Source organism: Lacrimispora sp. (assembly GCF_047605665.1).
In the GTDB taxonomy this organism is placed as follows: Bacteria; Bacillota; Clostridia; order Lachnospirales; family Lachnospiraceae; genus Lacrimispora.
In genome coordinates, this window is the sequence record NZ_JASGFH010000004.1 from 175,044 (window position 1) to 198,163 (window position 23,120).

General features: G+C 46.6%; 28 protein-coding genes and 1 other annotated feature. Of the genes, 5 read left to right on the plus strand and 23 right to left on the minus strand.

All coding sequences use genetic code 11. From position 1 onward, the window contains the following. Positions 1–19 precede the first annotated feature (19 nt). The 7 genes from QM657_RS04550 to QM657_RS04580 form a co-directional block, all read right to left on the minus strand. Positions 20–994: a Gfo/Idh/MocA family protein gene (locus tag QM657_RS04550; protein WP_415065363.1), complete on the minus strand. Its 975-nt coding sequence runs from the start codon at positions 992–994 to the stop codon at positions 20–22. Between the two features lie 146 nt (positions 995–1,140). After that, positions 1,141–1,905 (minus strand): ABC transporter ATP-binding protein, encoded by a 765-nt coding sequence (locus QM657_RS04555; RefSeq protein WP_415065364.1) that lies wholly within the window; start codon positions 1,903–1,905, stop codon positions 1,141–1,143. A gap of 11 nt (positions 1,906–1,916) precedes the next feature. Beyond that, positions 1,917–2,927: a FecCD family ABC transporter permease gene (locus QM657_RS04560; RefSeq protein ID WP_415065365.1), complete on the minus strand. Its 1,011-nt coding sequence runs from the start codon at positions 2,925–2,927 to the stop codon at positions 1,917–1,919. A 6-nt stretch (positions 2,928–2,933) separates the two neighbouring features. After that, complete coding sequence (locus QM657_RS04565) at positions 2,934–3,626, minus strand: GTP-binding protein (RefSeq protein ID WP_415065366.1); 693 nt, start codon at positions 3,624–3,626, stop codon at positions 2,934–2,936. Continuing rightward, positions 3,617–4,846: an ABC transporter substrate-binding protein gene (locus tag QM657_RS04570; RefSeq protein WP_415065368.1), complete on the minus strand. Its 1,230-nt coding sequence runs from the start codon at positions 4,844–4,846 to the stop codon at positions 3,617–3,619. The genes QM657_RS04565 and QM657_RS04570 overlap by 10 nt, the downstream gene beginning before the upstream one ends. A gap of 14 nt (positions 4,847–4,860) precedes the next feature. After that, the gene (locus tag QM657_RS04575) at positions 4,861–5,877 is read right to left on the minus strand and encodes an ATP-binding cassette domain-containing protein (protein WP_415065369.1); all 1,017 of its coding nucleotides are present in this window, start codon (positions 5,875–5,877) and stop codon (positions 4,861–4,863) included. A gap of 8 nt (positions 5,878–5,885) precedes the next feature. After that, positions 5,886–7,076 carry an ABC transporter substrate-binding protein gene (locus QM657_RS04580; RefSeq protein WP_415065370.1) on the minus strand — a complete coding sequence of 397 codons (1,191 nt, stop codon included), beginning with the start codon at positions 7,074–7,076 and terminating at the stop codon, positions 5,886–5,888. A gap of 147 nt (positions 7,077–7,223) precedes the next feature. Here QM657_RS04580 and QM657_RS04585 point away from each other — a divergent pair, with 147 nt between their 5' ends. The 4 genes from QM657_RS04585 to QM657_RS04600 all read left to right on the plus strand — a co-directional run bounded on the left by QM657_RS04585 (position 7,224) and on the right by QM657_RS04600 (position 10,013). After that, positions 7,224–7,553, plus strand: coding sequence for a winged helix-turn-helix domain-containing protein (locus QM657_RS04585; RefSeq protein ID WP_415065371.1), 330 nt, complete (start codon positions 7,224–7,226; stop codon positions 7,551–7,553). 119 nt (positions 7,554–7,672) lie between these two features. Then, a complete protein-coding gene (locus QM657_RS04590) occupies positions 7,673–9,331 on the plus strand; it encodes a DUF1538 domain-containing protein (RefSeq protein ID WP_415065372.1) in 1,659 nt (552 codons plus the stop codon). Further along, positions 9,312–9,629 (plus strand): hypothetical protein, encoded by a 318-nt coding sequence (locus tag QM657_RS04595; protein ID WP_415065373.1) that lies wholly within the window; start codon positions 9,312–9,314, stop codon positions 9,627–9,629. Before QM657_RS04590 ends, QM657_RS04595 begins: the two co-directional genes overlap by 20 nt. A gap of 30 nt (positions 9,630–9,659) precedes the next feature. After that, entirely contained in the window at positions 9,660–10,013 is a 354-nt protein-coding gene (locus QM657_RS04600) for a P-II family nitrogen regulator (RefSeq protein WP_415065374.1), read from the plus strand. 83 nt (positions 10,014–10,096) lie between these two features. On the opposite strand, the gene QM657_RS04605 is transcribed toward QM657_RS04600, so the two are convergent. The 9 genes from QM657_RS04605 to rpmG form a co-directional block, all read right to left on the minus strand. Further along, a complete protein-coding gene (locus tag QM657_RS04605) occupies positions 10,097–10,819 on the minus strand; it encodes a polysaccharide deacetylase family protein (RefSeq protein ID WP_415065375.1) in 723 nt (240 codons plus the stop codon). A gap of 180 nt (positions 10,820–10,999) precedes the next feature. After that, positions 11,000–11,203, minus strand: a complete 204-nt coding sequence (locus tag QM657_RS04610) for a cold-shock protein (RefSeq protein ID WP_013271149.1) — start codon at positions 11,201–11,203, stop codon at positions 11,000–11,002. Between the two features lie 287 nt (positions 11,204–11,490). Next, positions 11,491–11,862 (minus strand): 50S ribosomal protein L7/L12, encoded by a 372-nt coding sequence (gene rplL / locus QM657_RS04615; protein WP_415065376.1) that lies wholly within the window; start codon positions 11,860–11,862, stop codon positions 11,491–11,493. A 45-nt stretch (positions 11,863–11,907) separates the two neighbouring features. Continuing rightward, positions 11,908–12,411 (minus strand): 50S ribosomal protein L10, encoded by a 504-nt coding sequence (gene rplJ / locus QM657_RS04620; protein ID WP_415065377.1) that lies wholly within the window; start codon positions 12,409–12,411, stop codon positions 11,908–11,910. A gap of 70 nt (positions 12,412–12,481) precedes the next feature. Continuing rightward, positions 12,482–12,625: a sequence feature (ribosomal protein L10 leader region), on the minus strand. A 40-nt stretch (positions 12,626–12,665) separates the two neighbouring features. Further along, on the minus strand, positions 12,666–13,361 hold the full coding sequence (gene rplA / locus QM657_RS04625) for a 50S ribosomal protein L1 (RefSeq protein ID WP_415065378.1): 696 nt from the start codon (positions 13,359–13,361) through the stop codon (positions 12,666–12,668). Positions 13,362–13,466: 105 nt separating this feature from the next. Next, positions 13,467–13,892: a 50S ribosomal protein L11 gene (gene rplK / locus QM657_RS04630; RefSeq protein ID WP_415065379.1), complete on the minus strand. Its 426-nt coding sequence runs from the start codon at positions 13,890–13,892 to the stop codon at positions 13,467–13,469. 82 nt (positions 13,893–13,974) lie between these two features. Beyond that, on the minus strand, positions 13,975–14,490 hold the full coding sequence (nusG, locus tag QM657_RS04635) for a transcription termination/antitermination protein NusG (RefSeq protein ID WP_415065380.1): 516 nt from the start codon (positions 14,488–14,490) through the stop codon (positions 13,975–13,977). Positions 14,491–14,494: 4 nt separating this feature from the next. Then, positions 14,495–14,707, minus strand: coding sequence for a preprotein translocase subunit SecE (gene secE, locus QM657_RS04640; protein WP_415065381.1), 213 nt, complete (start codon positions 14,705–14,707; stop codon positions 14,495–14,497). Between the two features lie 24 nt (positions 14,708–14,731). Continuing rightward, positions 14,732–14,881: a 50S ribosomal protein L33 gene (gene rpmG / locus QM657_RS04645; RefSeq protein ID WP_013271142.1), complete on the minus strand. Its 150-nt coding sequence runs from the start codon at positions 14,879–14,881 to the stop codon at positions 14,732–14,734. A 334-nt stretch (positions 14,882–15,215) separates the two neighbouring features. Here rpmG and QM657_RS04650 point away from each other — a divergent pair, with 334 nt between their 5' ends. Continuing rightward, positions 15,216–16,136: an aldo/keto reductase gene (locus QM657_RS04650; RefSeq protein ID WP_415065382.1), complete on the plus strand. Its 921-nt coding sequence runs from the start codon at positions 15,216–15,218 to the stop codon at positions 16,134–16,136. 93 nt (positions 16,137–16,229) lie between these two features. Here the strand turns inward: QM657_RS04650 and QM657_RS04655 are convergent, their stop codons facing one another. From QM657_RS04655 to rfbD, 7 genes are all read right to left on the minus strand, one after another. Then, positions 16,230–16,424 carry a hypothetical protein gene (locus tag QM657_RS04655; RefSeq protein ID WP_415065383.1) on the minus strand — a complete coding sequence of 65 codons (195 nt, stop codon included), beginning with the start codon at positions 16,422–16,424 and terminating at the stop codon, positions 16,230–16,232. 207 nt (positions 16,425–16,631) lie between these two features. After that, positions 16,632–17,846: an enolase C-terminal domain-like protein gene (locus tag QM657_RS04660; protein WP_415065384.1), complete on the minus strand. Its 1,215-nt coding sequence runs from the start codon at positions 17,844–17,846 to the stop codon at positions 16,632–16,634. Between the two features lie 34 nt (positions 17,847–17,880). Continuing rightward, a complete protein-coding gene (locus QM657_RS04665) occupies positions 17,881–18,723 on the minus strand; it encodes a carbohydrate ABC transporter permease (RefSeq protein ID WP_415065385.1) in 843 nt (280 codons plus the stop codon). Then, positions 18,713–19,612: a carbohydrate ABC transporter permease gene (locus tag QM657_RS04670; RefSeq protein ID WP_415065386.1), complete on the minus strand. Its 900-nt coding sequence runs from the start codon at positions 19,610–19,612 to the stop codon at positions 18,713–18,715. The genes QM657_RS04665 and QM657_RS04670 overlap by 11 nt, the downstream gene beginning before the upstream one ends. 54 nt (positions 19,613–19,666) lie before the next feature. Further along, entirely contained in the window at positions 19,667–21,031 is a 1,365-nt protein-coding gene (locus QM657_RS04675) for an ABC transporter substrate-binding protein (RefSeq protein ID WP_415065387.1), read from the minus strand. A gap of 273 nt (positions 21,032–21,304) precedes the next feature. After that, on the minus strand, positions 21,305–22,210 hold the full coding sequence (locus QM657_RS04680) for an AraC family transcriptional regulator (protein WP_415065389.1): 906 nt from the start codon (positions 22,208–22,210) through the stop codon (positions 21,305–21,307). An 18-nt stretch (positions 22,211–22,228) separates the two neighbouring features. Then, the gene (rfbD, locus tag QM657_RS04685; RefSeq protein WP_415065390.1) at positions 22,229–23,074 is read right to left on the minus strand and encodes a dTDP-4-dehydrorhamnose reductase; all 846 of its coding nucleotides are present in this window, start codon (positions 23,072–23,074) and stop codon (positions 22,229–22,231) included. Between the last annotated feature and the right edge of the window lie 46 nt (positions 23,075–23,120).

Consider the following 23,120-nt stretch of genomic DNA (forward strand, 5'->3'; position numbering starts at 1 on the left):
CCTGTAATCCTAAAATCCTTTATACTTCCTCCGGATACTTTAAATCCCAGTCATTCCGGATTTTTGTCATAATTCTCATCACATCTTGCGAGTATTCCAGGTGCATTTCATCCGCTTCCCCGGACACCGCTCTCTCCATATCCAGAATTTCATACAGCAGGGCGTCGTCCGTATTTCCTTCCTCAATCACTTCCCGGCTGTTATCCTCCGTATAAGTGATCACCGCCTGATGAGCCCTGGGATATTCGTAAATTTCAATATACCCCTTATCAAAAGCCACCATTCCACGCTTGGGCTGCTTTGCCCTGAGAGAAAGGGATATGGAAGCCATTTCCTGACATTCATTCATCAAAAGGATTCCCGCCTGTTCATCGACACCGGTTGGCGCAAACTTCACCTGGGAGGTGATCTGATCCGGAGCCTCTGTCATAAACCATCTCACAAAAGAAATGGCATAGACTCCGATATCCAACAGGGCCCCTCCCGCGAGATTCCGGTTAAAAAACCGGTTTTTCTCATCGTATTCTTTATAGCTTCCAAAGTTCATCTGAATCAGCCGCAAAGGCCCCAACCTGCCGCTTCTTACAATCTCCCGAAGCTTCTTATAAAGAGGCATATGATAAATGGTCATCGCCTCCCCAAACACCACACGATTGTCCCTTGCGATCTGAACCGCCTCATCCAGTTCCGCAGAATTTAAGGTGACGGATTTTTCACACAGCACATGTTTCCCATTTCTCAAAGCCTCTTTGATATAGGGAATATGAGTATTATGAGGTGTGGAAATATAGATGATATCCAGGTCTTCATCCACAAACATGTCCTGAACCCGGTCATAAACCTTAGTCACGCCGTATGTCTTTGCAAAACTGACAGCCTTTTCATGGGTTCTGTTTCCCACTCCATACAGGGTCCTTCCCTGCTTTTTCATGTTTTCTGCCAACTGCTTTGCGATCTCACCGCAGCCCAGTGTTGCCCATCGGTATTCTTTCATTGCTCCCCCTCCTCCATGACTTGTGCCGAAACTGTCTCATAGGTTCATTATGAACATAACTTGTTCTTTTGTCAAGCGGAGTCCCCGCTGCCTTTCAAAATGCAAAAACCGGAACAGTTTCACACCTGCGTTCCGGTTTTTCTCCCTTACAATGAGACACAAACCGTCTTATTGCAGGACTCCAAATATATAATTCTGTTTTCAATATCGTATAATTCCTTCACAGCCTCTTCCGTAATAATGTCCTTCCCTTTTCCCACGCAATGCTTTTTGTCCTTATAAAGCAGCAGCACATTGGCATCCTCTAAAAATCCGTGATCCGGAAAATGGGTGGTCATGATGACAGTCCTTCCAAGTTTCTTAACCAGACCGCAGATGTGGGAAATAATCCTGGCCTGGTTTCCAAAGTCTAAATTGGAAACAGGCTCATCCAGAACCAGTATGGGGGTTTCCTGGGCAATGGCCCTGGCAATCAATGTGAGCTGCCTCTCCCCGCCGCTGATCCTCATGTAATCTTTGCTGCTCAAATCTCCGATTCCCAGCAGCTCTATGGCCTCTTCCACCGCCCGCTTATCTTCCGGACTGAGCCTTCCCATGCCCTGCTGATGGGGATTTCTTCCCATGGCAATGACCTCCTTCACCGTAAAGGCAAAGGGCGGAACGTGGTTTTGAGGGACATAAGCGATCTGCTTTGCCAGCTCCTTCCGGTTCCATTTATCAATGGAAATATCATTTAATGTGATATCCCCTTTCACCGGATTGAGCAGGCGAAGGGCTGACTTAAAAAACGTGGTCTTCCCCACCCCATTGGCCCCCAGCACACACCACATCTCTTTTGAGCCGATGGTAATATTGATATCTTCAATCACCGCATGGCCGTTATAGCCGCAGCTTAGATTTTTCATTTCCATTTTCATCTGTTTCACCAACTGCTTTCTCTCTTACTCATTAAAAATATAAGAAAAGGAATTCCAACCAGGGATGTGGTGATTCCCAGAGGAATTTCTATGGTCATCAGGCTGCGGCATAAATCATCCATGAGCAAAAGGTAAACAGCCCCTAAAAGCAGGGAGCCTGGAATCACGTGTTTAAAGTTAGGCCCCATGACCATTCTCGTCAGATGAGGGACGATCAGCCCGATCCATCCGATTGTCCCGGTCACCGATATGGAATAAGAGGTCAAAATAGTGGCCGAAATGGTGATGACAGCCTGCAAAAGCCTGGTGTTCACCCCCAAAGCCTTTGCCTCATCCTCCCCTAAGGAAAGGATGTTGATTTTATTGCTGCAGATTACCAGAACCCCGATGCATACGGAAAACGGCACCACCATGCCCAGGACATCCCGGTAAGTGGCCTTATTCAAGCTTCCCATGAGCCAGAAGGTGATTTCCGGCAGCTTATTATCCGTATCCGCCGTATATTTCATCAGAGTGATCAGGGACTGAAACAAACCGCTGACTAAAATGCCTCCCAGCACCAGCAAAAAAACCGTATTGTTTCCCTTTCCAATCCGGGCCGCAATAAACCAGGTCATCATAACAGCCAGAAGTCCGAATAAAAAAGCCATCAGCTTGGTGCCCCCAATGCCCACTGACAAAACAATGCCCAATACCGCACCGAAAGACGCTCCCGAAGACGCTCCCAAAAGGTCCGGGGACACCAGAGGATTTTTAAACATCCCCTGGTACGCCGCACCGCTGACCGATAAGGCTCCCCCCACCAGAATGGCGGCAAATATCCGCGGCAGGCGAACCTGATAAATAATGTGGGCGACCTGCTCGTCCTCAGAGCGCCCTAAAAGGGCGTGTACAACACCTGATAAGGATATGGGGTAACGTCCGGCCAGCAGGGACACAAGCACGGAAGCCAGCAGGAAAATGACCAGCATCCACAGCATCTGCCCAGGCAGTATTTTATTTTTTGTTCGCTCCAAGCCCCATCATCCTATCTTCATTTTCTTAATATTTCCTTTTTGGAAGGTCTCTCCCACCCTTGTCTCTCCAAGGCAATAGGAACAGAGGGCCGCAGGCATGGCAAACCGCAGACGGCAGTCCTTAAGACGGCCCGAATCAAGACTTTTCCCCTTGCGGAAATACTCCGCTCCGTCAAAAGAGCCCTGCCCCGTAATTCCGTTTAGAAACAGGATGTCCGCCTTTGGATTGGCCATCTTCACCTTAAAGGCAAAGACCTCCCGCTCCGCCTGGGATACAATATCCCCCTTCGTGATCATGACCAGGTCCGCATAGCGAAGCATGGGCCCGATCTTATGGGGCGTATTAATGCCTGATAAGTTGTCAATGACGCACACGCCTAAAAATTCCCGCAAATGGGGAGAACACCGGTTGCAAAGCCCGGCACTTTCAATCACGAGATATTCAAAGCCATTTTTTAAGCCCCACTCCACACACTCTTCGATGTTGCTGACAAAGAAGTGGTCCGGACATAAATTTCCTGAAAGCCCCACAACAGAGCTGATCTGATGCTCTTCAAACCGCTCTGCGTCAGAGCTGGATAAGCAGTCAAACTTTGCCACTCCCACCTTGTCCTTTCCCAGTTGTTCAATAATCCGGATCAAAACAGAGGTCTTTCCCGCAGAAGGAGGGCCGGAAACCGTAATTAATTTCATGGGCATAGCACACCCCCTGGATGCAGCCTCTCCCACTCCTGCCAGAAGACTTCCAGACAGTGTTCTGCCAGAGAGGGAATATCATGGCTGCGGATAAAATCCCAGCCAAGCCACTGGAAACCGGCTCCAGGAGGCAGCTTGGCATCCACCTCTCCATTCATAGGTGGCGTATAGGCCTTTACACAGGCTTCTGCAAACTCCCTTCCGGCAATATAATCTGCAATGTCCTTTACCCTCTCCGCATCATCCTTTCTCACCAGCATGTACATGGGCAGGGTAATGGCTCCGTCATCGGGCCAGACAATCTCCACGTCCTCCCGCACACAGGTCTGGGCAAAAAACCAGGAAACCAGATAAACTGCCCCGCCTTCAGACCGGTTGCTCCCGGCGGTCTTGGACATAACGCTTCCGTGAAGGGCATGCTTCACATTCCTGGCAAACTTCCTGATTCCTTCCTCTCCATACTCCTTGTAAAAGTATAAGAACAGGGCATTGGAAATGGTTTCCCGGTCCTTTCCAAAGATGATGATGTTGTTTTCATAAATGGGGTCCAGCAGAGCCTCCAAAGTCCTGGGAACGGGAAGATCGCCCAGACGTTTTTTATCGATTAAAAATGTTTCCGCCATCACGCCGTAAACCTGATAAACATCTTCCGGATCACAGAGACCGGCTTCCATTAAGGCAGGATTCACCTTATCATAAAAACCTCCGGTGAACATCCCCTTCATCTTCTTCTGAAAGTCCAGTCCCAGGTATTCATTGAATTCCTTTGAAAAGAACACCCCCGGAAACTTCTCAGGATCGCCGTGGTCCCAGGCTTCCTCACACGTATCATCGGTCATTTTTCCGAATTCCAGATAACACTTTCTGGAAACCCCGTGCTGCTTTCTATATTCCCGTTCAATCTCTTCCAGGGCATCCCGGAAGGTGAATTTCATGGGACAGATGGTATTTCCGTAAAAATCCAGCTTTTCTCCCGGCTCAAAGTCCTCCAGCAAATGCTGGCGCTCCGCCTCTGCCTTTAAAACGACATTGTCCAGATGATACAAAAAAAGCTCCTGATTGATTCCCCGCACATAAAGCAGGGTTCTCAGCATGGTATCCGGGCCCGCCACCTTTAAAAAGTCCTCCGGCCGCTCATAGTCAAATCCATTGGAGCGGAATACCTCAAAGCTCTCCGGATAATGCTCCAGAATTTCCCTTACCTTCATCGTTCCTGTTATCACAAAAAACCTCCTGACTAAAGCGTGGTCACCGATGTTTCCGCCCGTTCTCCCGCGCGGAGCATCTGCAGCAGCTTTGTTGTTTTTCTGTCCATATCTTCCAAGTCTTTTAAATTCTGTTTTTCCAGAGCGCTGGTTTCCAGCACCGCCTTCATGCCGCCGTTTTCAATGATAATGCGCTTGTCCCCCATCAACGCAAGGATGGGGTCATGGGTGGACATGAGCACGATTTTCTGCTCCTGAGCCAGCAGATGCAGCGCCTTTTTCCGGTCCACTCCCGCATTTTCAATTTCATCAATCAGCACAATGGGAGAAGCGCTTAAAAATGCGGTATCCGCAATCATGAGAGCCCGCGACTGGCCTCCGCTCAACTCCGTCAAAGGCGTTTCCCTGGAAAAACGCTCTCCAGCCAGGTCATTGGCGGCATCAAAAATCTTCTCAACCACCCGGTCAAGGTCTTCTATCATCCGGCTCTCCCCGTGAAGGCGCAAAAAGTCAAAAACCTTCAGATCCATAACAAAGTTCATGTTCTGGGACAACTGGGCGATGAGCTTGTTTTCAATTTGAAAGCGTTCCCTTTCACTGGGAACGCGTCCGTCAATGAGAATCTTCCGTTTTGTCTGGGTATCGCCCTGAGCCAGGCACTCAATGTCTGCCAGCAGACAGCTTTTTCCGGAACCCGTAGGCCCCATCACAGTGATGATTTCACCTTTTTCAATGGAAAAAGTGAGATTTTCCTGTTCCCCCAGTTTGTTTTGCCCTCCCATAATGGTAATCTTTTCCACACTCTTCTTTTTCTGTTTCAAGGCTTCCATCCGGTTTAAAAACAGGATAAAATGCTCTGCAAGCTGGGCGTGGGAGGCACCGATATCCTCCAGCAGGGCTTCGGGAACTTCCTCAATATACTGCCTGACCGTCAACTGAGGCCGGTCTGAAAAGCCCTCTATGCCGGAGGCTGCAAAAAAGTCACCGGCATAAGGATATGTGTTTGAAACACTGGCTATGTCATCTGTCAATACTTCATTCGTTATCATGGCTTTATTCACTTTCGCAGAGCGTTCTTTGTGATGGTTTCAACATCTTCATCGCTCAGTTCCACATGGTAAAACAGCTTGTAGAATTCCTTTGTCTCTTCTTTGATATCGTAATCCACATATTCCGGATACAAAATGGAATGAACCCATTTGATTCCGATGATGGTATTGACGGAAGGGGGCCTGTCAAACCAGTTCTGAGGCTGCATAGGCGTTTCAAATACGAGTCCGCTCTTCACTGCCGGAATGGTGGACCACTTGCTGTCAGTGGTAACGGTGGTATAGCTGCTGGAATCTGCAAATCCGTTGTCCACGCTGCAGATGATCAGCTCAGGAGCCCATTGCATGACCTGCTCAATGGTGACAGCGGTCCGTCCGTATCCCGGCGTAATTTCGCAGTCAGCCACATTGATGCCGCCGCATAAGTCAATCAACTGGGAATGGGATGAGCCTGAAGGGTCGGTGTGAAGGCCGTCCTGCTCCTCCGCATAGTAAACCCGGATTTTTTTATCCTCCGGAATCTTGGCTGTGATCTCCTTTGCACGGTCCAAAGTGGCCTCTGTATACGATGCCAGCTCCTCTCCCCTGTCTTCCCTGTTAAAAAGCTTTCCTAAGAAACGGTAGGTTTCCGGTAAGTCCTGCAAATCGCTTTTCACCAGCACCACCGGGATGCCGAGCTGCTTTTGAAGCTGCTCTGCCTGGTCAATGCTGCCCTGGTCCGTTCCGCTGGATAAGACCACATCGGGAGCGGCCTTAATGATCTCTTCGATATTTCCCTGATTCCCTTTGCCGTACCAGCCGCCTAAATGGGGAAGATTCACATAGTAATCGGTCAGGTACGCCTTTTCCGCATCGGATATAATTACATTGACACCGGCCACCATCCTGTCGTCAAAGGTATACATCAGCATGGTTCCAATGGGGCTGGTTGAATATACGCTCTTAATTTCTCCGGGCAGTTCAAGCTTTCGCCCTGCATGGTCTGTAACCTCCTGAACGGCCAGGCCATCCTGTGATGCCTGGGAGGATTCCTCCGCTGCTTGTCCTGACTGGGCGGCTGTGCTTTCTGCTGTTGTCTGTGTCTCCTGTGCCTGTGAACCGGTTGTGTCTGCTGTTGATTTGCAGGCGCTGAGTGCAACTGTGATGCATAAAACCAGCCCTGCCATATAACAGCTTGTCTTCATTGTCTTTTTCCACATGATATGGGATTCCTTTCTTTTTTCGATATAAATATCTTAATATATCGGGATTGAAAAATCAAGAAACAAAAATATTTTTTAATTTCAGCACATTCTCCTTGCTATTGGCCCGAAACCTTTGTTATAGTAAAACTGAGGTGATTAACTATGCGTGTAGTGACGAGAGTGAGAATCGGTAAAAATAAAATTTTCATGGGAAAAGGCGTGAAAGAAATGCTGGATGCCATTGAAATGCATAAATCTATCAAAAAAGCGACAGAATATACAGGAATCTCCTATCCAAAAGCCATCCGGATGGTCCGGACCCTGGAGGAGGAGCTGGGATTTCCTGTGGTCATTTCTGAAAAAGGGGGAAGTGAAAGAGGCGGAACCCGTTTGACGGAAAAAGGCAGGGAAGTGCTGGAAACTTACCGGAAAATCGAGAAAGCCGTGGAAGAATATGCGGAAAATCTCATCCGTCAGGAGTTCCATTTTTAGAGCCTTCCCTTGATTTACATAAGATTTATTCTGACCATTTGACCCCGGAAGAGAAATTGACGCTATTTAATGCCATTTAAACCTTGCATTTTTCGTTCTTTTCCTTTACAATAATAAGTATGAAAACATTAAGAACACTAAAAGAAGTATTTTTATCCTCGATTCCTCTGGTAATCATTATTGTTCTGGTTTGTGTCTTTATAGCGCCCATGAAAAACCCCTCTGATTATGTTAAGCTGACTTTAGGTTATGCCAGCGTTGTGTTCGGTCAGGCCTTTTTCCTGGTTGGATTGGATTCCAGTATCCTTCCCATCGGAAAAATCGTAGGCAGCTCCTTAATCAAATTTAAAAAGGGAATTTTCATCATCTTTTTCGGCGTTTTATTCGGAATTCTTGCCACAGTAGCGGAACCGGCTCTGGCAGTTTTAGCACAGCAGACTCACATGATTATGGAGGAAGTCAACAGAACTGTTTTTGTATGGGTCTTAAGCTCAGGAGTGGGGATATTCGTAGGCTTCGCCTTATTCCGTATCATTAAGGACTTAAATATCAAGGTCATATTCGCAGTACTTTATACCATGGTATTTTTGACCGTAATCCTGGTCCCGGAAGAATTCGTGGCCCTGGCATTTGACGGAAGCGGCGCTACTACCGGAGATATTTCAGTCCCATTCATCCTGGCCCTGGGCATCGGTATTTCAGCGACCATGTCAAAGCATAAGACCAATGATGACACCTTTGGAATCATTGGAATTGCTTCCGTAGGCCCCATCATGGCGGTATTTATTTACGGCATCATTCTCAGCATCAAGCACGACGGAGTTATTCCTCCTGCAGGGCTCTATGATCCGGGGGCGGCAGAGAGCTTTACCGACATCGTAATTTCCAATATTTCCGGTGTGGCTCTGGCTTTATTCCCCATTGTTATCGTTTTCTTACCGTTCCAGCTTTTCCTCAAGTTCCCGAAAAAGCAGTTTATCAAGATGATGCTGGGCATCATACCCGTTTACGCAGGTCTGCTCATCTTCTTATCGGGAATTGATTACGGCTTTGCATTTGCAGCAAAGTACATCGGCGAGGTATTCTTGGAGACTTCCCGCCCCGATTGGTTTAAATGGCTCCTTCTGCCCCTGGGATTTGTCTTAGGAGCGGCCATAACCTTATCGGAACCGGCGGTAACGGTCTTAGGAGAACAGCTTGAGGAAATAACCAACGGCCATATCCAGAAAATGACGATCCGGATCACCCTGGCACTTGGAATCGGATTTGCCTCCCTGCTTTCCATGCTGAAAATTTTAACCCAGATCAATATTCTGTGGTTCTTGGTCCCGCTCTATTTCTTATCCATCATTATGATGCGGTATACATCTTCTCTTTTTGTGGGGCTGGCCTTCGATTCAGGAGGCGTAACAGGCGGTGCGCTGACATCGGCCTTTCTGACACCGCTCACTCTGGGCACGGCCCAGGCTGTTGCCATGTCGGCAGGTTCCAAGGCCCAGTCTGTGCTGACAAACGGATTTGGTATCATTGCATTTATCTCAGTAACTCCTCTCATTGCAGTTCAGCTCCTTGGAATCATTTATGAAGCTAAGGTCAAGAAGACATTAGAACTGAACAAAGAGCATGAGACGAAAGAGTTTGAAGAGCTGTCCATGTATGCCGGTGATCTGGAAGAAGACAGCCCGGATTACACGGACGACATGAACGACGACGACGAATATAATATAGAAGAAAGCTCCGGCTTACAGGAGGATGCCTATGAACAATCAAGCAATTGATAATATTGAATTTCTGATATTGATTGCCGGAAGAAAGCAAAAAGATGCAATACTGGAAAGAATATGCAGCATTGACTGCCGGGTTGTCAATACGGTATACGGAAAAGGAACCGTAAAGCCCAATTATCTTTTGGATATGCTGGGTCTTGTTCCCGAAGAAAACAAGATTATTATGACTTCCGTATTGCCAAAAGAAAAAGCGGATGCTATATTTACTATGCTGCTGGATGAATTTCACTTTGGCCAGCCCAACAGCGGCATAGCCTTTACCCTGCCTATTTCAGGCATGTCATTTTAACTTTTATTTTACCAGGAGGAAACAAACCCAATGGATGGTTGTGATCAAATGAAAGCACTTTTTATTATAGTCAATGCCGGCTTTACGGAAGCTATTATGGATATCGTAAGGGCGGAAGGCGCAAACGGTGCTACTATAATAAATGCGAGAGGCGAAGGTGCGCAGCATGAGTCGTTTATGGGCATCACCGTAGACTCTGAAAAAGAAATCATTCTGACGATTACCGATATCCCCACAGCAAAACATATCATGCATGCAATCAAGGAAAAAGCAGGCTGGAAATCTCCCGTACACGGAATATGTTTTGCAATGCCGGTAAATAAGGTCATTGGAATGAGTTCTGTTACCCCAAAGAAAAAAGAAGACACTGAAACAAAATCATAAACAAAATATAAGCTCCTGTTCCATGGGAATTGCAAAAGCGCATTCCCATGGAACAGGAGCTGTTTTTGCCCCGTAGAGCCCTCTCAGTCCACCAGCAGCTCATCCACTGTAACAAAGGTGTATCCCTGCTTAATCAGGGTATCAATGGCCTCCAGAGCAGCCTCTACGGACGTGGGATACACATCGTGAAGGAGGATGATGTCTCCCGGCTCCACATTCTTTACGATATGCCGTACCACCTTTCTGGCGTTTTGGGCTTTCCAGTCGAGAGGATCGATATCCCACATCACCACCGTCATGTCAATGCTGCACTCCAGCTCCTCCGTCCAGGAACCGTAAGGCGGGCGCAGATACTGAGGCCGTTTCCCGATGATGGCTTCAATCTTTCTGTTGTTCTCTTCGATCTGCTCACAGGCTGTTTTAATGGTCTCCTTGCTCATCTGGACGTGGCTGTAGCCATGGCTGCCGATCAGATGGCCATCCTGGTACATCTGCTTTACAATGGCCTCCTTGCCCTCTACATTCTCTCCCAGTAGGAAGAAGGTGGCATGAACCCCTCTCGCCTTAAGCCCCTCTAAAAGCTTAGGCGTGTAGACAGGGTCAGGTCCGTCATCAAAGGTCAGTGCAATCTGCTTATCTCCGGAAAACTGCCTCCGCACTTCATCAATCTCCTCTGAATCCCCATTTACAGGAATAAACAAAGTATCCTTTGCCTGCACATAAGAATGGTACATTCCCTTAAGGAAAACAACATCCAGTGCCAGAACAAACAAAAGACAAGCGATTTTCCATCTGATCCCACTCATGAATAAGCCCTGCTTTCTGCCATTATTATTTAATCTATGGGCCGTTTCCCAAAAATAAAACCAAAACTTCCGTGTTTTTTCTTCTCCCCTCGTTCCCCGTTTCAGAAAGCCAGAACAGCAAGAAGGGCTGCCCTCCATTCTGAAAATGGGGACAGCCCTTCCTGCAAATCAAAGATTCAATTAAGCCATGCAAACGTTAACTGCCTGCAGACCACGATTTCCTTCTGTTGTCTCGTAAGTTACTTTCTGGCCTTCTTCCAGAGTCTTGTAACCGTCAGCAACGATACCGGAGAAATGTACGAAAACTTCCTCGCCTGTTGCGTCATTTACGATAAAACCATATCCTTTAGCTCCATTAAACCACTTTACTGTACCGTTGTTCATAACGTGTACCTCCTGAAATAAATAAAAATTATTTGTTATATCGCCTGAAACAAAAATCACATATTTTTGTAAATCATCATCCGAAAATAATGACTTACAAAAATATGTGAAATCATAACTCCATTCGATAATACTCATTCATTCTAACCCAAATACACAGAATTGTCAAGACTATTCTGTTATTTCTCCGCATGATTTCTTCCGCGAAATTGGAAGGCCGCATATGGAAAAAACAGGGTCCTGCTTTCCTGAAAAAGCAGAACCCTGTCCGTACAGACAAAGAAAAATTACTTTAAAGTAACTTTTGCGCCTTCAGCCTCTAAGGAAGCCTTGATCTGCTCAGCTTCTTCCTTGGAAGCGCCAGCCTTAACTACCTTAGGAGCGCCGTCAACTACGTCTTTAGCTTCCTTTAAGCCTAAGCCTGTAGCTTCACGAACAACCTTGATAACTTTAACCTTGTTAGGACCAACCTCTGTTAATTCAACGTCGAACTCAGTCTTCTCTTCTTCAGCTACTGCAGGACCTGCTGCTGCAACTACTACGCCTGCTGCTGCGGATACACCGAACTCTTCCTCGCAAGCCTTTACTAATTCGTTTAATTCTAATACAGATAACTCTTTGATCGCTTCAATAAACTCAGCTGTTGTTAACTTTGCCATGATAATATACCTCCGTATTTGATATGTTTGATTTTTTTAAGAAAATTATGCCTCTGCTGCTTCTCCGCCCTGACCGTCTGCGATCTGCTTGAGTACGCGTGCAAAGTTTGTGATAGGAGACTGGATGCTGCCCAGTAATCTTCCGAGAAGGATTTCTCTGGAAGGAATGCTGGCGATCTGTCCCATTGCCTTTGCGTCATAATAAGCGCCTTCCACAACACCGCCCTTAATCTCTAAAGCCGGAGCTGTCTTAGCGAATTCAGCCAGGATTCTTGCCGGAGCTGTTGCATCTGTCTTGGATACAGCGAGTGCTGTAGGTCCTTCCAGGCTTGGATCTAAAGCCTCAAATGCAGTGTCTTTCGCTGCGAAACGGATCATGGTGTTTTTATATACTTTATAAGTAACACCAGCATCTCTCAATTTCTTACGAAGCTCTGTATCCTGAGCAACTGTGATACCGCGGTAGTCTACAACTACGGCTGTCTCAGCGCCATCCAGTAAGTCCTTGATTTCGCTTACGATCGGCTGTTTTAATTCAACTTTTGCCATTATGGTTTACCTCCTGTTTAGTCTAAGCCTGCAGTTTCCCGCAAAGCCTGCTCGTATAAACTGCAAGGGAATCAGACATAAAAAACCCCTCTGCCCAAAGGACAGAGAGGTCTACAAATTCATTTTAAAAAATGATTCTTGTACATTCCTCGGCAGGCGTTTGCACCTTATGCCTTGCGGCACCTGCTGTCTTCGGCAGTTAATACTGAAATATTATAACATCATTTATAATTCATGTCAACCACAAAACAAAATTAGTTCATTAACTTCGCTACGTTCAGCTTTACGCCAGGTCCCATTGTGGAAGCCAGGGTAACGCTCTTTAAATAAGCGCCCTTAACTGTACTTGGTTTTGCTTTGACGATTGCATCAACAAGCGTCTGGAAGTTGTCCGCTAACTGTTCTTCTGTGAAAGAAGCTTTTCCAACTGGCACGTGGATAATATTTGTTTTATCAAGTCTGTACTCAACCTTACCAGCTTTGATGTCGTCGATTGCCTTTGCTACGTCCATGGTAACAGTTCCGGCTTTGGGGTTTGGCATTAAGCCCTTTGGTCCCAGGACACGTCCTAAACGGCCTACAACACCCATCATGTCCGGTGTAGCAACAACTACATCAAAATCCAGCCAGCCTTCGTTCTGGATCTTCGGAATCAGTTCCTCAGCTCCAACGTAATCTGCGCCTGCAGCCTGTGCCTCATCAGCCTTAGCTCCCTTTGCGAAAACTAAGATCTTTACAGTCTTACCTGTTCCGTGAGGAAGTACAACTGCACCACGGATCTGCTGGTCAGCGTGACGGCCGTCACAACCGGTTCTGATATGAGCTTCAATGGTTTCGTTAAATTTAGCACTTGCATTGGTCTTTACTAAAGAGATTGCTGCCGGTGCATCGTAGAGAACAGAACGATCTACTGTCTTTGCTGCCTCTGCGTATCTTTTTCCTCTTTTCATTCTAAATAACCTCCTAGTGGTATTGTCGGGGATTTTCCCTCCCACGTTCTTAAACATCTTTTAAAGGAAGTTCGATTCACCATGGGGCTCATCGAACGGCTAAATTTATGCCTCTACAGTAATTCCCATGCTTCTTGCTGTACCAGCGATCATGCTCATAGCAGCCTCAACGGATGCAGCATTTAAATCTGGCATTTTCAGTTCTGCAATCTTCTGCAGTTCAGCTTTGGAAATGGTAGCTACCTTTGTCTTATTCGGTACTGCAGAGCCGGATTTAAGCTTGCAAGCCTTCTTTAATAATACAGCAGCCGGAGGAGTCTTGGTGATGAAGCTGAAGCTTCTGTCTGCATAAACAGTGATAACGACCGGAATGATCATATCTACCTGATCTGCTGTTCTTGCGTTGAACTCCTTTGTAAACTGTACAATGTTTACACCATGCTGTCCAAGTGCCGGACCTACAGGAGGAGCTGGTGTAGCCTTTCCTGCCGGGATCTGCAATTTGATATATCCTGTTACTTTCTTTGCCATAATAAGGCACCTCCTAATAAATGTGGTATTGTCGGGGATTTCCCTCCCACGAGCTTATATGAATATAAGCCGCTTTTACTTGTTACATCTTTTTCACTTCGATGAAATTCAGTTCTACCGGTGTCTCACGGCCGAACATCTCAACACTCATGGTGATGGTTTTCTTACCTTCGTTGATGGACTTGATGGCACCAACGGTATCTTTCCATGCACCGGAAGTTACCACAACGGTATCTCCCACTTCAAAGCCTACAATGATCTCCTCATTCCGGAAGCCGAGCTTATCCATCTCTTCTTCTGTCAGAGGAACCGGTTTTGATCCAGGGCCTACAAAGCCTGTCACCCCGCGGGTGTTACGCACCACATACCATGTCTCATCGTTCATGATCATGTGGATCAGTACGTAGCCGGGGAACATCTTCTTATCGGCCTTTTTCTCAATGCCATTTTTAATCTCAATGACAGATTCCAGGGGAACCGACACCTCCAGGATCTGCTCCTGCAGACCTCTGTTTTCGATGGTCTTCTCAATGTCGACTTTTACTTTGTTCTCATAACCTGAATAGGTATGGACTACATACCAATTTGCTTCTGACATAAACTCACCTCAACCCTAAGATAGAACTGAGACCAAATCCGATGACCAGATCAAGAATCGCAATAATCAGTCCTAAAGCAACCGATGCTGACATAACTGCAGCAGTCTGCTTCATTACGGTTTCTTTGGAAGGCCAAATGATTTTGGAAAACTCGGCCTTTAAACCTCTGAAAAAGCTTTTCTTCCGAGCACCTTCGTTGTTCACTGTATCTCCCATAATTTCACGTCCTTTACAAACCGATTACTTTGTTTCCTTGTGCATGGTATGGCTCTTACAGAATCTGCAGTACTTCTTGGTTTCCATTCTGTCCGGATGAGTCTTCTTATCTTTGGTCATGTTATAGTTACGCTGTTTGCATTCAGTACATGCCAGTGTGATTTTTGTGCGCACGACTTCCACCTCCACTTAAATTTTCGTTGTTGTGTTTTGAGTCTTCCTCTTTGCGTCAAACAATTTTGAGCATAAAAAAAAGACCTAGCTCTTCCATTCGCCCAATAAATATAACACACAGGCCAGGATTCGTCAATCTTTTTTTATGAAAAACTATCGTCTTTACGGCATTTTTGTATTATACCATGGGAGCAGGAAAATTGCAAGATGAGACAGCAGGATTTTTGCTCCTCAAATCCCCTTATTCTTCTTGTACCACGGCAGGCACACGGAGTATAATATTATTCATGACGGTCTTTTGTAAATCCATAACAAAGAAAATGAGGTAATGATTATGAAGCAGATAGAACTTAAAAAAGGCAAAATCAAGATTCCCGCAATCGGACTTGGCTGCATGAGAATTACAGGGCGGGATAAAAAAGAAGCGGAAGCATTGATCAAAACAGCCATGGAAAACGGCGTCAACTTTTTTGACCACGCCGACATTTACGCGAGGGGAGAAGCAGAGTCCTTTTTTGCAGAAGCCATCACCATGAATCCTGCAATCAGGGAAAAAATGATTTTGCAGACAAAATGCGCCATCAGGCCCCGATGCTGCTATGATTTTTCCAAAGAGCACATTTTAAACTCCGTAGACGGCAGCTTAAAACGCTTAAAAACCGATTATGTGGACTTTCTGCTGCTTCACAGGCCCGATGCGCTGATGGAACCGGAGGAAGTGGCTGAGGCGTTCTCTACTTTGGAGAGACAGGGAAAGGTGCGGTATTTCGGTGTGAGTAATCACAATTCTTATCAGATTGAACTGTTAAATAAATATTGTAATGATAAAGTGATCATCAACCAGCTTCAGTTCGGCCTTGGACACACCGGGATTATTGATTCCGGCATCAATGTAAATATGATAAACCAGAATGGCTACGATGTGGCCGGCGGAATTTTGGAATACTGCCGGTTAAAGGATATTACGGTTCAGGCCTGGTCCCCCTTCATAAGCAGCGTTTTTAAAGAAGTATTCCTGGATAATGAGAAATTCCCGGAATTGAATAAGGAACTGAACAGGCTTGCTGAAAAATACGGTGCGGACAATTCTGCCGTTGCTGCAGCATGGATATTACGGCATCCGGCCCGCATTCAGGCCATTGTGGGAACTACCAGTGCAGAGCGGTTAAACAGCATCTGCAAGGGAGCTGACTTTGAACTGACCAGGGAGGAATGGTATTCCCTGTATATGGCGGCAGGGAAGATATTACCGTAACAGAACAGACTCCATTTATCAGGAAACAATGAAAAAAGGCGTTGATTTCTTTCTCAAGCAAATCAGCGTCTCTTTATATGTGTATATGTGCTTTCAATGTTTTTTCTTATGTTCCTGGTAAGCCTTTGCCACAGCTTCTGCAATAATGGCGACAATTATAACAAAAATTATTTCCCAAAACTGAGATCTGATGACAGCTATCCAGGATGCATTGGTTGAATGCTTTTCCGCAATTACCATTCCTGATATAATAAAAATATAACCCAAATTGCCAATAATTTTATTCATTGTCTCTTACCCGGCCTTTGTGATGGAACGTAAGACTGATCAGCTTTTCATATATCATTCAGTCACCGCAATAAAGTTTTGTACATTAAAAGTATATCACAGACAGTGTAATTGCTCAATACAGAAACGGATGGTTATGTTAACTCAAACCAGAAAAAGGCGGACTGTCCATCTGAATCAGTCCGCCTTTTCCCATTCACATATCTATTATGGCCTCACAGCCGTTCCGTCAGGAAGCCGTGAAAACAGCCAGCTATGGTCCATATCCACCGCAGGATACTTCTCTGCCGCCTTTTCATCAAATCCAACGCCAATGCCCGGCTGGTCATTGACATAGGCATATCCGTCCCTCACCTCAGGACAGCCTGGGAATACTTCCTGCTCCTCTTTGGTGAAGCCGGAGAACTCCTGTATTCCAAAATTATGGCTGTTTAAATCCAGATGCATCTGAACGGCCATTCCAATAGGAGATAAGTCATTGGGTCCGTGCCATGCAGTCCGCACTCCGTAAGCCTCGCTGAAATGAGCCAGCTTTCTGGCTGGAGTGAGGCCTCCGATGTCGCTTAAATGAACCCGGATGAAGTCGATCCACTGATTCTGGATGATGGTCTTCCACTCATTAGGATTGGTAAACAGCTCTCCCATAGCCAGCGGAAGGGTGGTGTGATACCGGAGGGTTTTAAAGAACTCCACATGCTCCGGAGCGAGGGAATCCTCCAGAAAGAACAGCTTGTACTGCTCCATTTCCTTGGCAAATTCCAAAGTCTCAGAAAGGGTGAGGCGCTCATGAACGTCGTGCATCAGCTCCACTCCCCAGCCGATATCCGTTCTCACACGGTCAAACAGCTTGTAAACGCTGTCCATATACATCCTGGGATGGAAATAAGCTCCGCCGGGGGCATTTTCCGGCTTCACCATGCGCTGAATGCTGCCGTCAAAGTTTCCGCCGTAAGTTCCCATATGGCACCGGATATAGCGGTAGCCCTCATCCATGTAGCCGCGGATGCACTCCTCCACCTCTTCGATGGACTTTCCGTCGGCATGGCGGTAAACGGCCAGACCTTCCCTGCACTTTCCGCCTAACAGGCTGTAAAGAGGCATTCCTGCACGTTTTCCCTTGATATCCCACAGCGCTTCGTCCACGCCGGAAATGGCGTTATTCAGCACAGGCCCGTTTCTCCAGTAGGAGCTGCCCATCATCATCTGCCAGATTCCTTCGATGTCATCAACCGGATGTCCCTTCAGCATGGGACGCAAATATTCCTCAATGGCAGTCACCACCGCCTTATGCCTCCATGTGAAAGTGGCGCAACCGTAGCCGTATAACTCCGGCTCCGTCGTCTCCACTTTTACAACCACCAGATTGATGTTTCTTGGAGCTGTCACAAACACTTTAATGTCCTGGATTTTTATGTTATCCATCTTTATTACCTCCGTAAATCGTACTTTATGCAAATTAGCTTTTTACAGCTCCTCCCGTCATTCCAGCGATGAAATACTTCTGGAAGCTCACAAATAAAACCACCAGAGGAAGGCTGGATATGCTGGATGCCGCCATTAAATCATTCCACTTGATCTGATACTGGGAATTTAAGGAAATGATTCCTACGGTCAGGGTTTTTAAATTGTCCTTTGACACGAGAACAGAAGAATACATGTATTCATTCCATCCATTAAATAATACAAACATGGCTACCGCCGCAATTCCGGGCACGATCAGGGGAAGGATGATGTTCCAGAAAATCCGGAAGCTGGAAGCCCCATCCACTCTGGCCGCCTCGTCAAGCTCTAAGGGAATGGTCCGGAAATAGGACACGATCATCCAGGTGCTGAATGCGATGTTGGTAGCGGCATATACGATCACCAGACCGAACAAGGTGTTGACAAGCTTATATCTGGAAAGCACCGCGTAAAATGGCACCACCAGCATGACGCTTGGAAACATCTGTGTAATAAGAAGAAAGCTCATAAGCTGTTTTTTTCCCTTAAACTTAAATCTGGTCACTCCATACCCTGCCAGACAGGCGAAGGCCACACAGATCACCATGGCGGAAAGGCATACGATTAAGCTGTTCATGGTCATGCGCCCAAAGTTATACGTATTGAAAAACTTATGGAAGGAATCCAGGGAAAATGGGTCCGGAATCCATTTGGGCTGGGGATAATACGTCTGAGGCTCTGTTTTAAAAGCCGTGGATATCATCCACAAAACCGGAACCACAATAAAGGAAGCCATAATGACCAAAACCACATAATTGAAAATCATGCTGTTTCGTTTCTTTTTTGTTCTACTCATCATCTCTCGTCACCGCCTTACTCACCAGACTGATCAAATAGCAAATGAAAAATACCAGGATTCCCCAGGCAGAAGCCTTTCCGAATCTCAAGTCATTAAATGCCGTACCATAGATGCTCAAGCTGATTAAATTAGTGGCTGTTCCCGGACCGCCTGCTGTCATGGTGTAAACCAGGGTGTACTGCTTAAACCACCACACGCTGTCCAGAATCAAAACCGTGGTCAAAATGGGCTTTAAAGCCGGAATCGTGATGTATTTAAACTGAGCCCATTTGCTGGCTCCGTCGATTTCCGCTGCCTCGTAATAGTCCTTTGATATGCTTTGAAGTCCGGCCAGGATCATGGTCATGACCAGAGGAAAGCCCTTCCATATGCAGACAAAGACCACTGCCGGAAACGCCAGCTCCTTGCTTCCCAGCCAGGATACATTGGTGGAGATGAGCCCGGCGCCTTTGAGCACGCTGTTTAAAATTCCGTACATGGGGTTCATGATCCAGGTGAACAAAAGAGCCACCACTGCCTCCGGAAAAAACCAGGGCAGCATGAAGATCACACGGAAAACCGTTCTTCCCTTGAATTCCTTGTTCAGCATGCTGGCGAGAATAAAGCCCAGGAGAAAATGCCCGCCCACCACTAATACCATGAACCAGGCGGTCAGCAGAACAGACTGGTAAAAGGCCGCTTCCTGAAATGCCGCCGTATAATACTTAAGTCCGACAAAGTTCCATTTTGTAACAAGGTTCGTATTGAAAAAGCTGATATAGAACCCGTAAATCATAGGATAGATAATAAGGGAGGCTAACATAACCACAATCGGCAGGGTAAAGTAATATCCCTGTCTCTGGGATTTCACTTTGACTCGTACAGTTCCATCTTTGCTCATAACCTTCATCTTACTCCCTTCTTAATTTTTTGAGGGAGGAATTCTCCTCCCTCATTTTTGCCGTTAGTTGTAATCTTCTAATAACTCATTGATATCGCTGATCAGGGTCTTCACCGCTTCTTCGTTTGATTTCTCATTGGAGAATACGGAAGCGTATGCGTTTCCAAGAGCGCTCTTTAAGCCGCTGACACCGGCAAACTTAACAGTTGGGCGGCATCCGTCTGCGATCTGCTGTAAGTATCCTGCATAATCTTCTCCGGATACGTACTCTGCCTTCTGGCCTTCTGCGGTAGCCGGAATCTTTCCGCTGCTCTGCCAGAACTGCATGTCCTTGTCATGCTCTACAAAGAATCTCAAGTAGTCGATAGCAGCTTCCTTCTCTGCATCGGTAGCATGGGCGCTGACTGCATAGCCTTCTGTTCCAAGCATGGTTCCTGGGAAATCGCCAGGCATTTTAAAGGAGCCTAAGTTGCCTTTTAAGTCAGGGTTGTTGGCATAAGCCACGCCGAGAGCGTTCGGTCCTGTTAAGAACATGCTGGCATAGCCCATTGCAAAATAATTGGCTGCTGTGGGGTAATCCACTTCTGTGATACCGGTAGGAACGATGCCTTCCACATTCATGTTGGTCCATCTGGAGAATGCATCCATGAACTTCTGATCTTCTGTGATGTCAGTTGCCCATTTTCCGTTGTCTTCGGTCACACACTCAATTCCGTTTGACCATAAGTATGCCATGAAACGGCTCTGTCCTGAGGAGTTGTTGGAACCAACCATGTCAAATCCCCACTCGTCCATCTGTCCGTCGCCATTGGTGTCCTTTGTAAGTGCCTTTGCAGTCTCTACAAATTCTTCCCAGGTCTTTGGAGTCTCCAGGCCTGCTTCTTTGAAACGGTCCGTACGGTAAATAACGGCTGTCGGCTGAACAGCTACCGGGAAGTAGGACATTTCCTCGCCCAGCATACAGGACTCTACAACGCCGTTAGCAAAAGCGGATTTTAGATCTTCCGGCACAAGCTTGCTGATGTCTGCTGTCAAGCCCAAGTCGTGAAGGGTTGCCACTGCGTCTGCTGATGTGAAGAAAATGGTCGGCACATCATCGGGTGTGGCTGCCATAGCGGAAAGCTTTGTGTAGATGTCGTTGGTGCTGACTGCCTGCACCTCGATGGTCACATTTGGATTTGCTGCCATGTACTCCTCGGCATACTTATAAATATACTGGCCGTGGGGGTCCTCTCCTGCATATCCGTCAAAGACTGTGAGGGTTACCTTTTCTCCCTCTGCTCCTTTGTCTGCGGCGCTTGATTCTCCGCCTTCTGATCCTTTTGCAGCCGCTGTTGTTTCACTCTTTGCTGCACCTGAGCCGCAGCCTGTTACTGCTGACATAGCCATAAGGGCTGAAAAAAATAATGCGAGAACTCTTTTTCTCATAGCTGTTTTCCTCCGTTCATGATGATTGGTTAATTTCCTTGGGTGATTTCATCATAGCTCATTCTCCCTGTTTATTCTGCATAGATTTTAGTCAATTATCACCATTTTTTAATTATGTATGAGGAGGTTTCTCTTCCTTTTTTCTTTTCATCCAGCTCTCCTATGGAATTTAAAATCGTAAACGATAATTTTTCTCTTCAAAAAGAATCAATATATGTATATTTGTTACAACTTTGTCATTGTCCCCATGACATAAAAAAAGGCCGTAATCTCTCACGGCCTCTGCGGGTCTCCCTTGCTTCTTTCAAACCATTCCAGAATGGATTTCCGGTACTGCAAAGGGGTGGTTTCCATAACGGACTTAAATTGTCTCAAAAATGTATTCACGCTGTCATACCCGCACGTTGCGGCAATCTCCGTGACGGTTTCATTGGTGTTTTCAAGCAGTTTTGCCGCCTCGCAGATTCGGACGGCATTTATGTATTTCACCAGATTTTTGCCGAAATACTTGTTAAACTCCTTGCTGATGGTGGCCGGATGGAGATAAAAAAGCTCACTCAGCACCTTTAAATCTAGGTTTTCCTGATAATGCCCATCAATGTGGTCCTTAATGGCCCTCATCCGCAGGTTCATTTCAGACAGTTCGCTTTCTGTCCGCTCCAGCTTAAATACCCGAAACATCAGGATGGCAATTTCCGTGATGACCGACCGCTCCATCATGGAACGGAAGGGCTGATGAACATCCTGTTCCCCATAAAGTTCCTTTAACAGTGTGATGATGCGGTTAAATACGTGCTCATCCACATGCTTATAATGGGCCTCATGGGCCTGGGGCGCGGGGGTGGAAAAGACCTTTTTCAAATCTTCCCCAAGATTTAAGCTCTCGTAATAAGCGGGTCTGACCGACAGCCCGTACCTTAAGAAAGGAAGGGTCAGGAGCCTCCTCTGGTGATGCTCCTGCCCTCCGATTACCATAATATCTCCCTTTTCCAGAAGATATTTCTTTCCGCTGACGTAATATTCCGCAGACCCCTCTTCCACAAACAGGATTTCACTTGCGGAATGGATGTGATGCATTTCATTTTTTTCGTATTCACCGGACCTGGAGATATTGTAATTGTCTTCGCTCAGGGCCCTGAAATGATCCGGTTCCCAGTAGTCATTGATCCCTATTTCCATATCTCCTCCTATTGACAATCAGACGGATATAACCTCCAGATACCGTTTCAGCGCATCCTGCCAGGATGGCAGGCGTTCAAAGCCGTTTTCCTCCAGCTTGTCCTTGTTCATGCGGCTGTTTGAGGGGCGCTTCGCCTTTGCAGGATACTGGTCGGAACCCACCGGCTCCACCTTTACATCCATGCCTGCCTGTTTAAATATCTCGCAGGCGAACTCATACCAGGTGCACAGCCCTTCATTGGTGGCATGGTAACGTCCGTATTTGTCCGTTTCAATCATATCCACCAGAAGGCGGGCCAGATCATAGGTATAGGTAGGAGAACCTGTCTGATCGGCAACCACGGTCAGTTTATCATGGGCTTTTCCCAGATTTAACATGGTCTTTATAAAGTTCTTTCCATTCACTCCAAACACCCAGGCAATGCGCACGATGAAGTATTTGGTCAAATTCTCTTCCACTGCCAGCTCTCCCTGGTATTTGGTACGGCCGTAGACACTCAAAGGCTCTCTCTCATCATCCGGCTCCCAGGGACGCGTTCCCTGGCCGTTAAATACGTAATCCGTGCTGATGTACATCATCTTGATGTCCAGATCACGGCAAACTCTGGCAATGTATTCCGTGCCCGTCGCATTGACCCGTTCACACAGCTCTTCATTGTCCTCAGCCGCATCCACTGCGGTATAAGCCGCACAGTGGATCACACTGTCAGGAGCAGCTTCTCTTATGACTCTGTTTACGCTCTCTTCATCGGTAATGTCCATCTCTTCGATATCCACACCGATGGTCTCATGCCCCCGTTTTTCCAGTTCATTTACCACATCAAATCCAAGCTGGCCCTTTACGCCAGTTACCAATACTTTCATAGCTGCCTCTTTTCTTCCTGATTAAAAAGTTTGCGGGCATCTCCGT

Coding starts and splice junctions, on each gene's coding strand:
- QM657_RS04550 (WP_415065363.1), bottom strand. CDS start 994: ATGAAAGAATACCGATGGGCAACACTGGGCTGCGGTGAGATCGCAAAG.
- QM657_RS04555 (WP_415065364.1), bottom strand. CDS start 1,905: ATGGAAATGAAAAATCTAAGCTGCGGCTATAACGGCCATGCGGTGATT.
- QM657_RS04565 (WP_415065366.1), bottom strand. CDS start 3,626: ATGCCCATGAAATTAATTACGGTTTCCGGCCCTCCTTCTGCGGGAAAG.
- QM657_RS04575 (WP_415065369.1), bottom strand. CDS start 5,877: ATGATAACGAATGAAGTATTGACAGATGACATAGCCAGTGTTTCAAAC.
- QM657_RS04580 (WP_415065370.1), bottom strand. CDS start 7,076: ATGTGGAAAAAGACAATGAAGACAAGCTGTTATATGGCAGGGCTGGTT.
- QM657_RS04585 (WP_415065371.1), top strand. CDS start 7,224: ATGCGTGTAGTGACGAGAGTGAGAATCGGTAAAAATAAAATTTTCATG.
- QM657_RS04590 (WP_415065372.1), top strand. CDS start 7,673: ATGAAAACATTAAGAACACTAAAAGAAGTATTTTTATCCTCGATTCCT.
- QM657_RS04595 (WP_415065373.1), top strand. CDS start 9,312: ATGAACAATCAAGCAATTGATAATATTGAATTTCTGATATTGATTGCC.
- QM657_RS04600 (WP_415065374.1), top strand. CDS start 9,660: ATGGATGGTTGTGATCAAATGAAAGCACTTTTTATTATAGTCAATGCC.
- QM657_RS04605 (WP_415065375.1), bottom strand. CDS start 10,819: ATGAGTGGGATCAGATGGAAAATCGCTTGTCTTTTGTTTGTTCTGGCA.
- QM657_RS04610 (WP_013271149.1), bottom strand. CDS start 11,203: ATGAACAACGGTACAGTAAAGTGGTTTAATGGAGCTAAAGGATATGGT.
- rplL (WP_415065376.1), bottom strand. CDS start 11,862: ATGGCAAAGTTAACAACAGCTGAGTTTATTGAAGCGATCAAAGAGTTA.
- rplJ (WP_415065377.1), bottom strand. CDS start 12,411: ATGGCAAAAGTTGAATTAAAACAGCCGATCGTAAGCGAAATCAAGGAC.
- rplA (WP_415065378.1), bottom strand. CDS start 13,361: ATGAAAAGAGGAAAAAGATACGCAGAGGCAGCAAAGACAGTAGATCGT.
- rplK (WP_415065379.1), bottom strand. CDS start 13,892: ATGGCAAAGAAAGTAACAGGATATATCAAATTGCAGATCCCGGCAGGA.
- nusG (WP_415065380.1), bottom strand. CDS start 14,490: ATGTCAGAAGCAAATTGGTATGTAGTCCATACCTATTCAGGTTATGAG.
- secE (WP_415065381.1), bottom strand. CDS start 14,707: ATGGGAGATACAGTGAACAACGAAGGTGCTCGGAAGAAAAGCTTTTTC.
- QM657_RS04650 (WP_415065382.1), top strand. CDS start 15,216: ATGAAGCAGATAGAACTTAAAAAAGGCAAAATCAAGATTCCCGCAATC.
- QM657_RS04655 (WP_415065383.1), bottom strand. CDS start 16,424: ATGAATAAAATTATTGGCAATTTGGGTTATATTTTTATTATATCAGGA.
- QM657_RS04660 (WP_415065384.1), bottom strand. CDS start 17,846: ATGGATAACATAAAAATCCAGGACATTAAAGTGTTTGTGACAGCTCCA.
- QM657_RS04665 (WP_415065385.1), bottom strand. CDS start 18,723: ATGATGAGTAGAACAAAAAAGAAACGAAACAGCATGATTTTCAATTAT.
- QM657_RS04670 (WP_415065386.1), bottom strand. CDS start 19,612: ATGAAGGTTATGAGCAAAGATGGAACTGTACGAGTCAAAGTGAAATCC.
- QM657_RS04675 (WP_415065387.1), bottom strand. CDS start 21,031: ATGAGAAAAAGAGTTCTCGCATTATTTTTTTCAGCCCTTATGGCTATG.
- QM657_RS04680 (WP_415065389.1), bottom strand. CDS start 22,210: ATGGAAATAGGGATCAATGACTACTGGGAACCGGATCATTTCAGGGCC.
- rfbD (WP_415065390.1), bottom strand. CDS start 23,074: ATGAAAGTATTGGTAACTGGCGTAAAGGGCCAGCTTGGATTTGATGTG.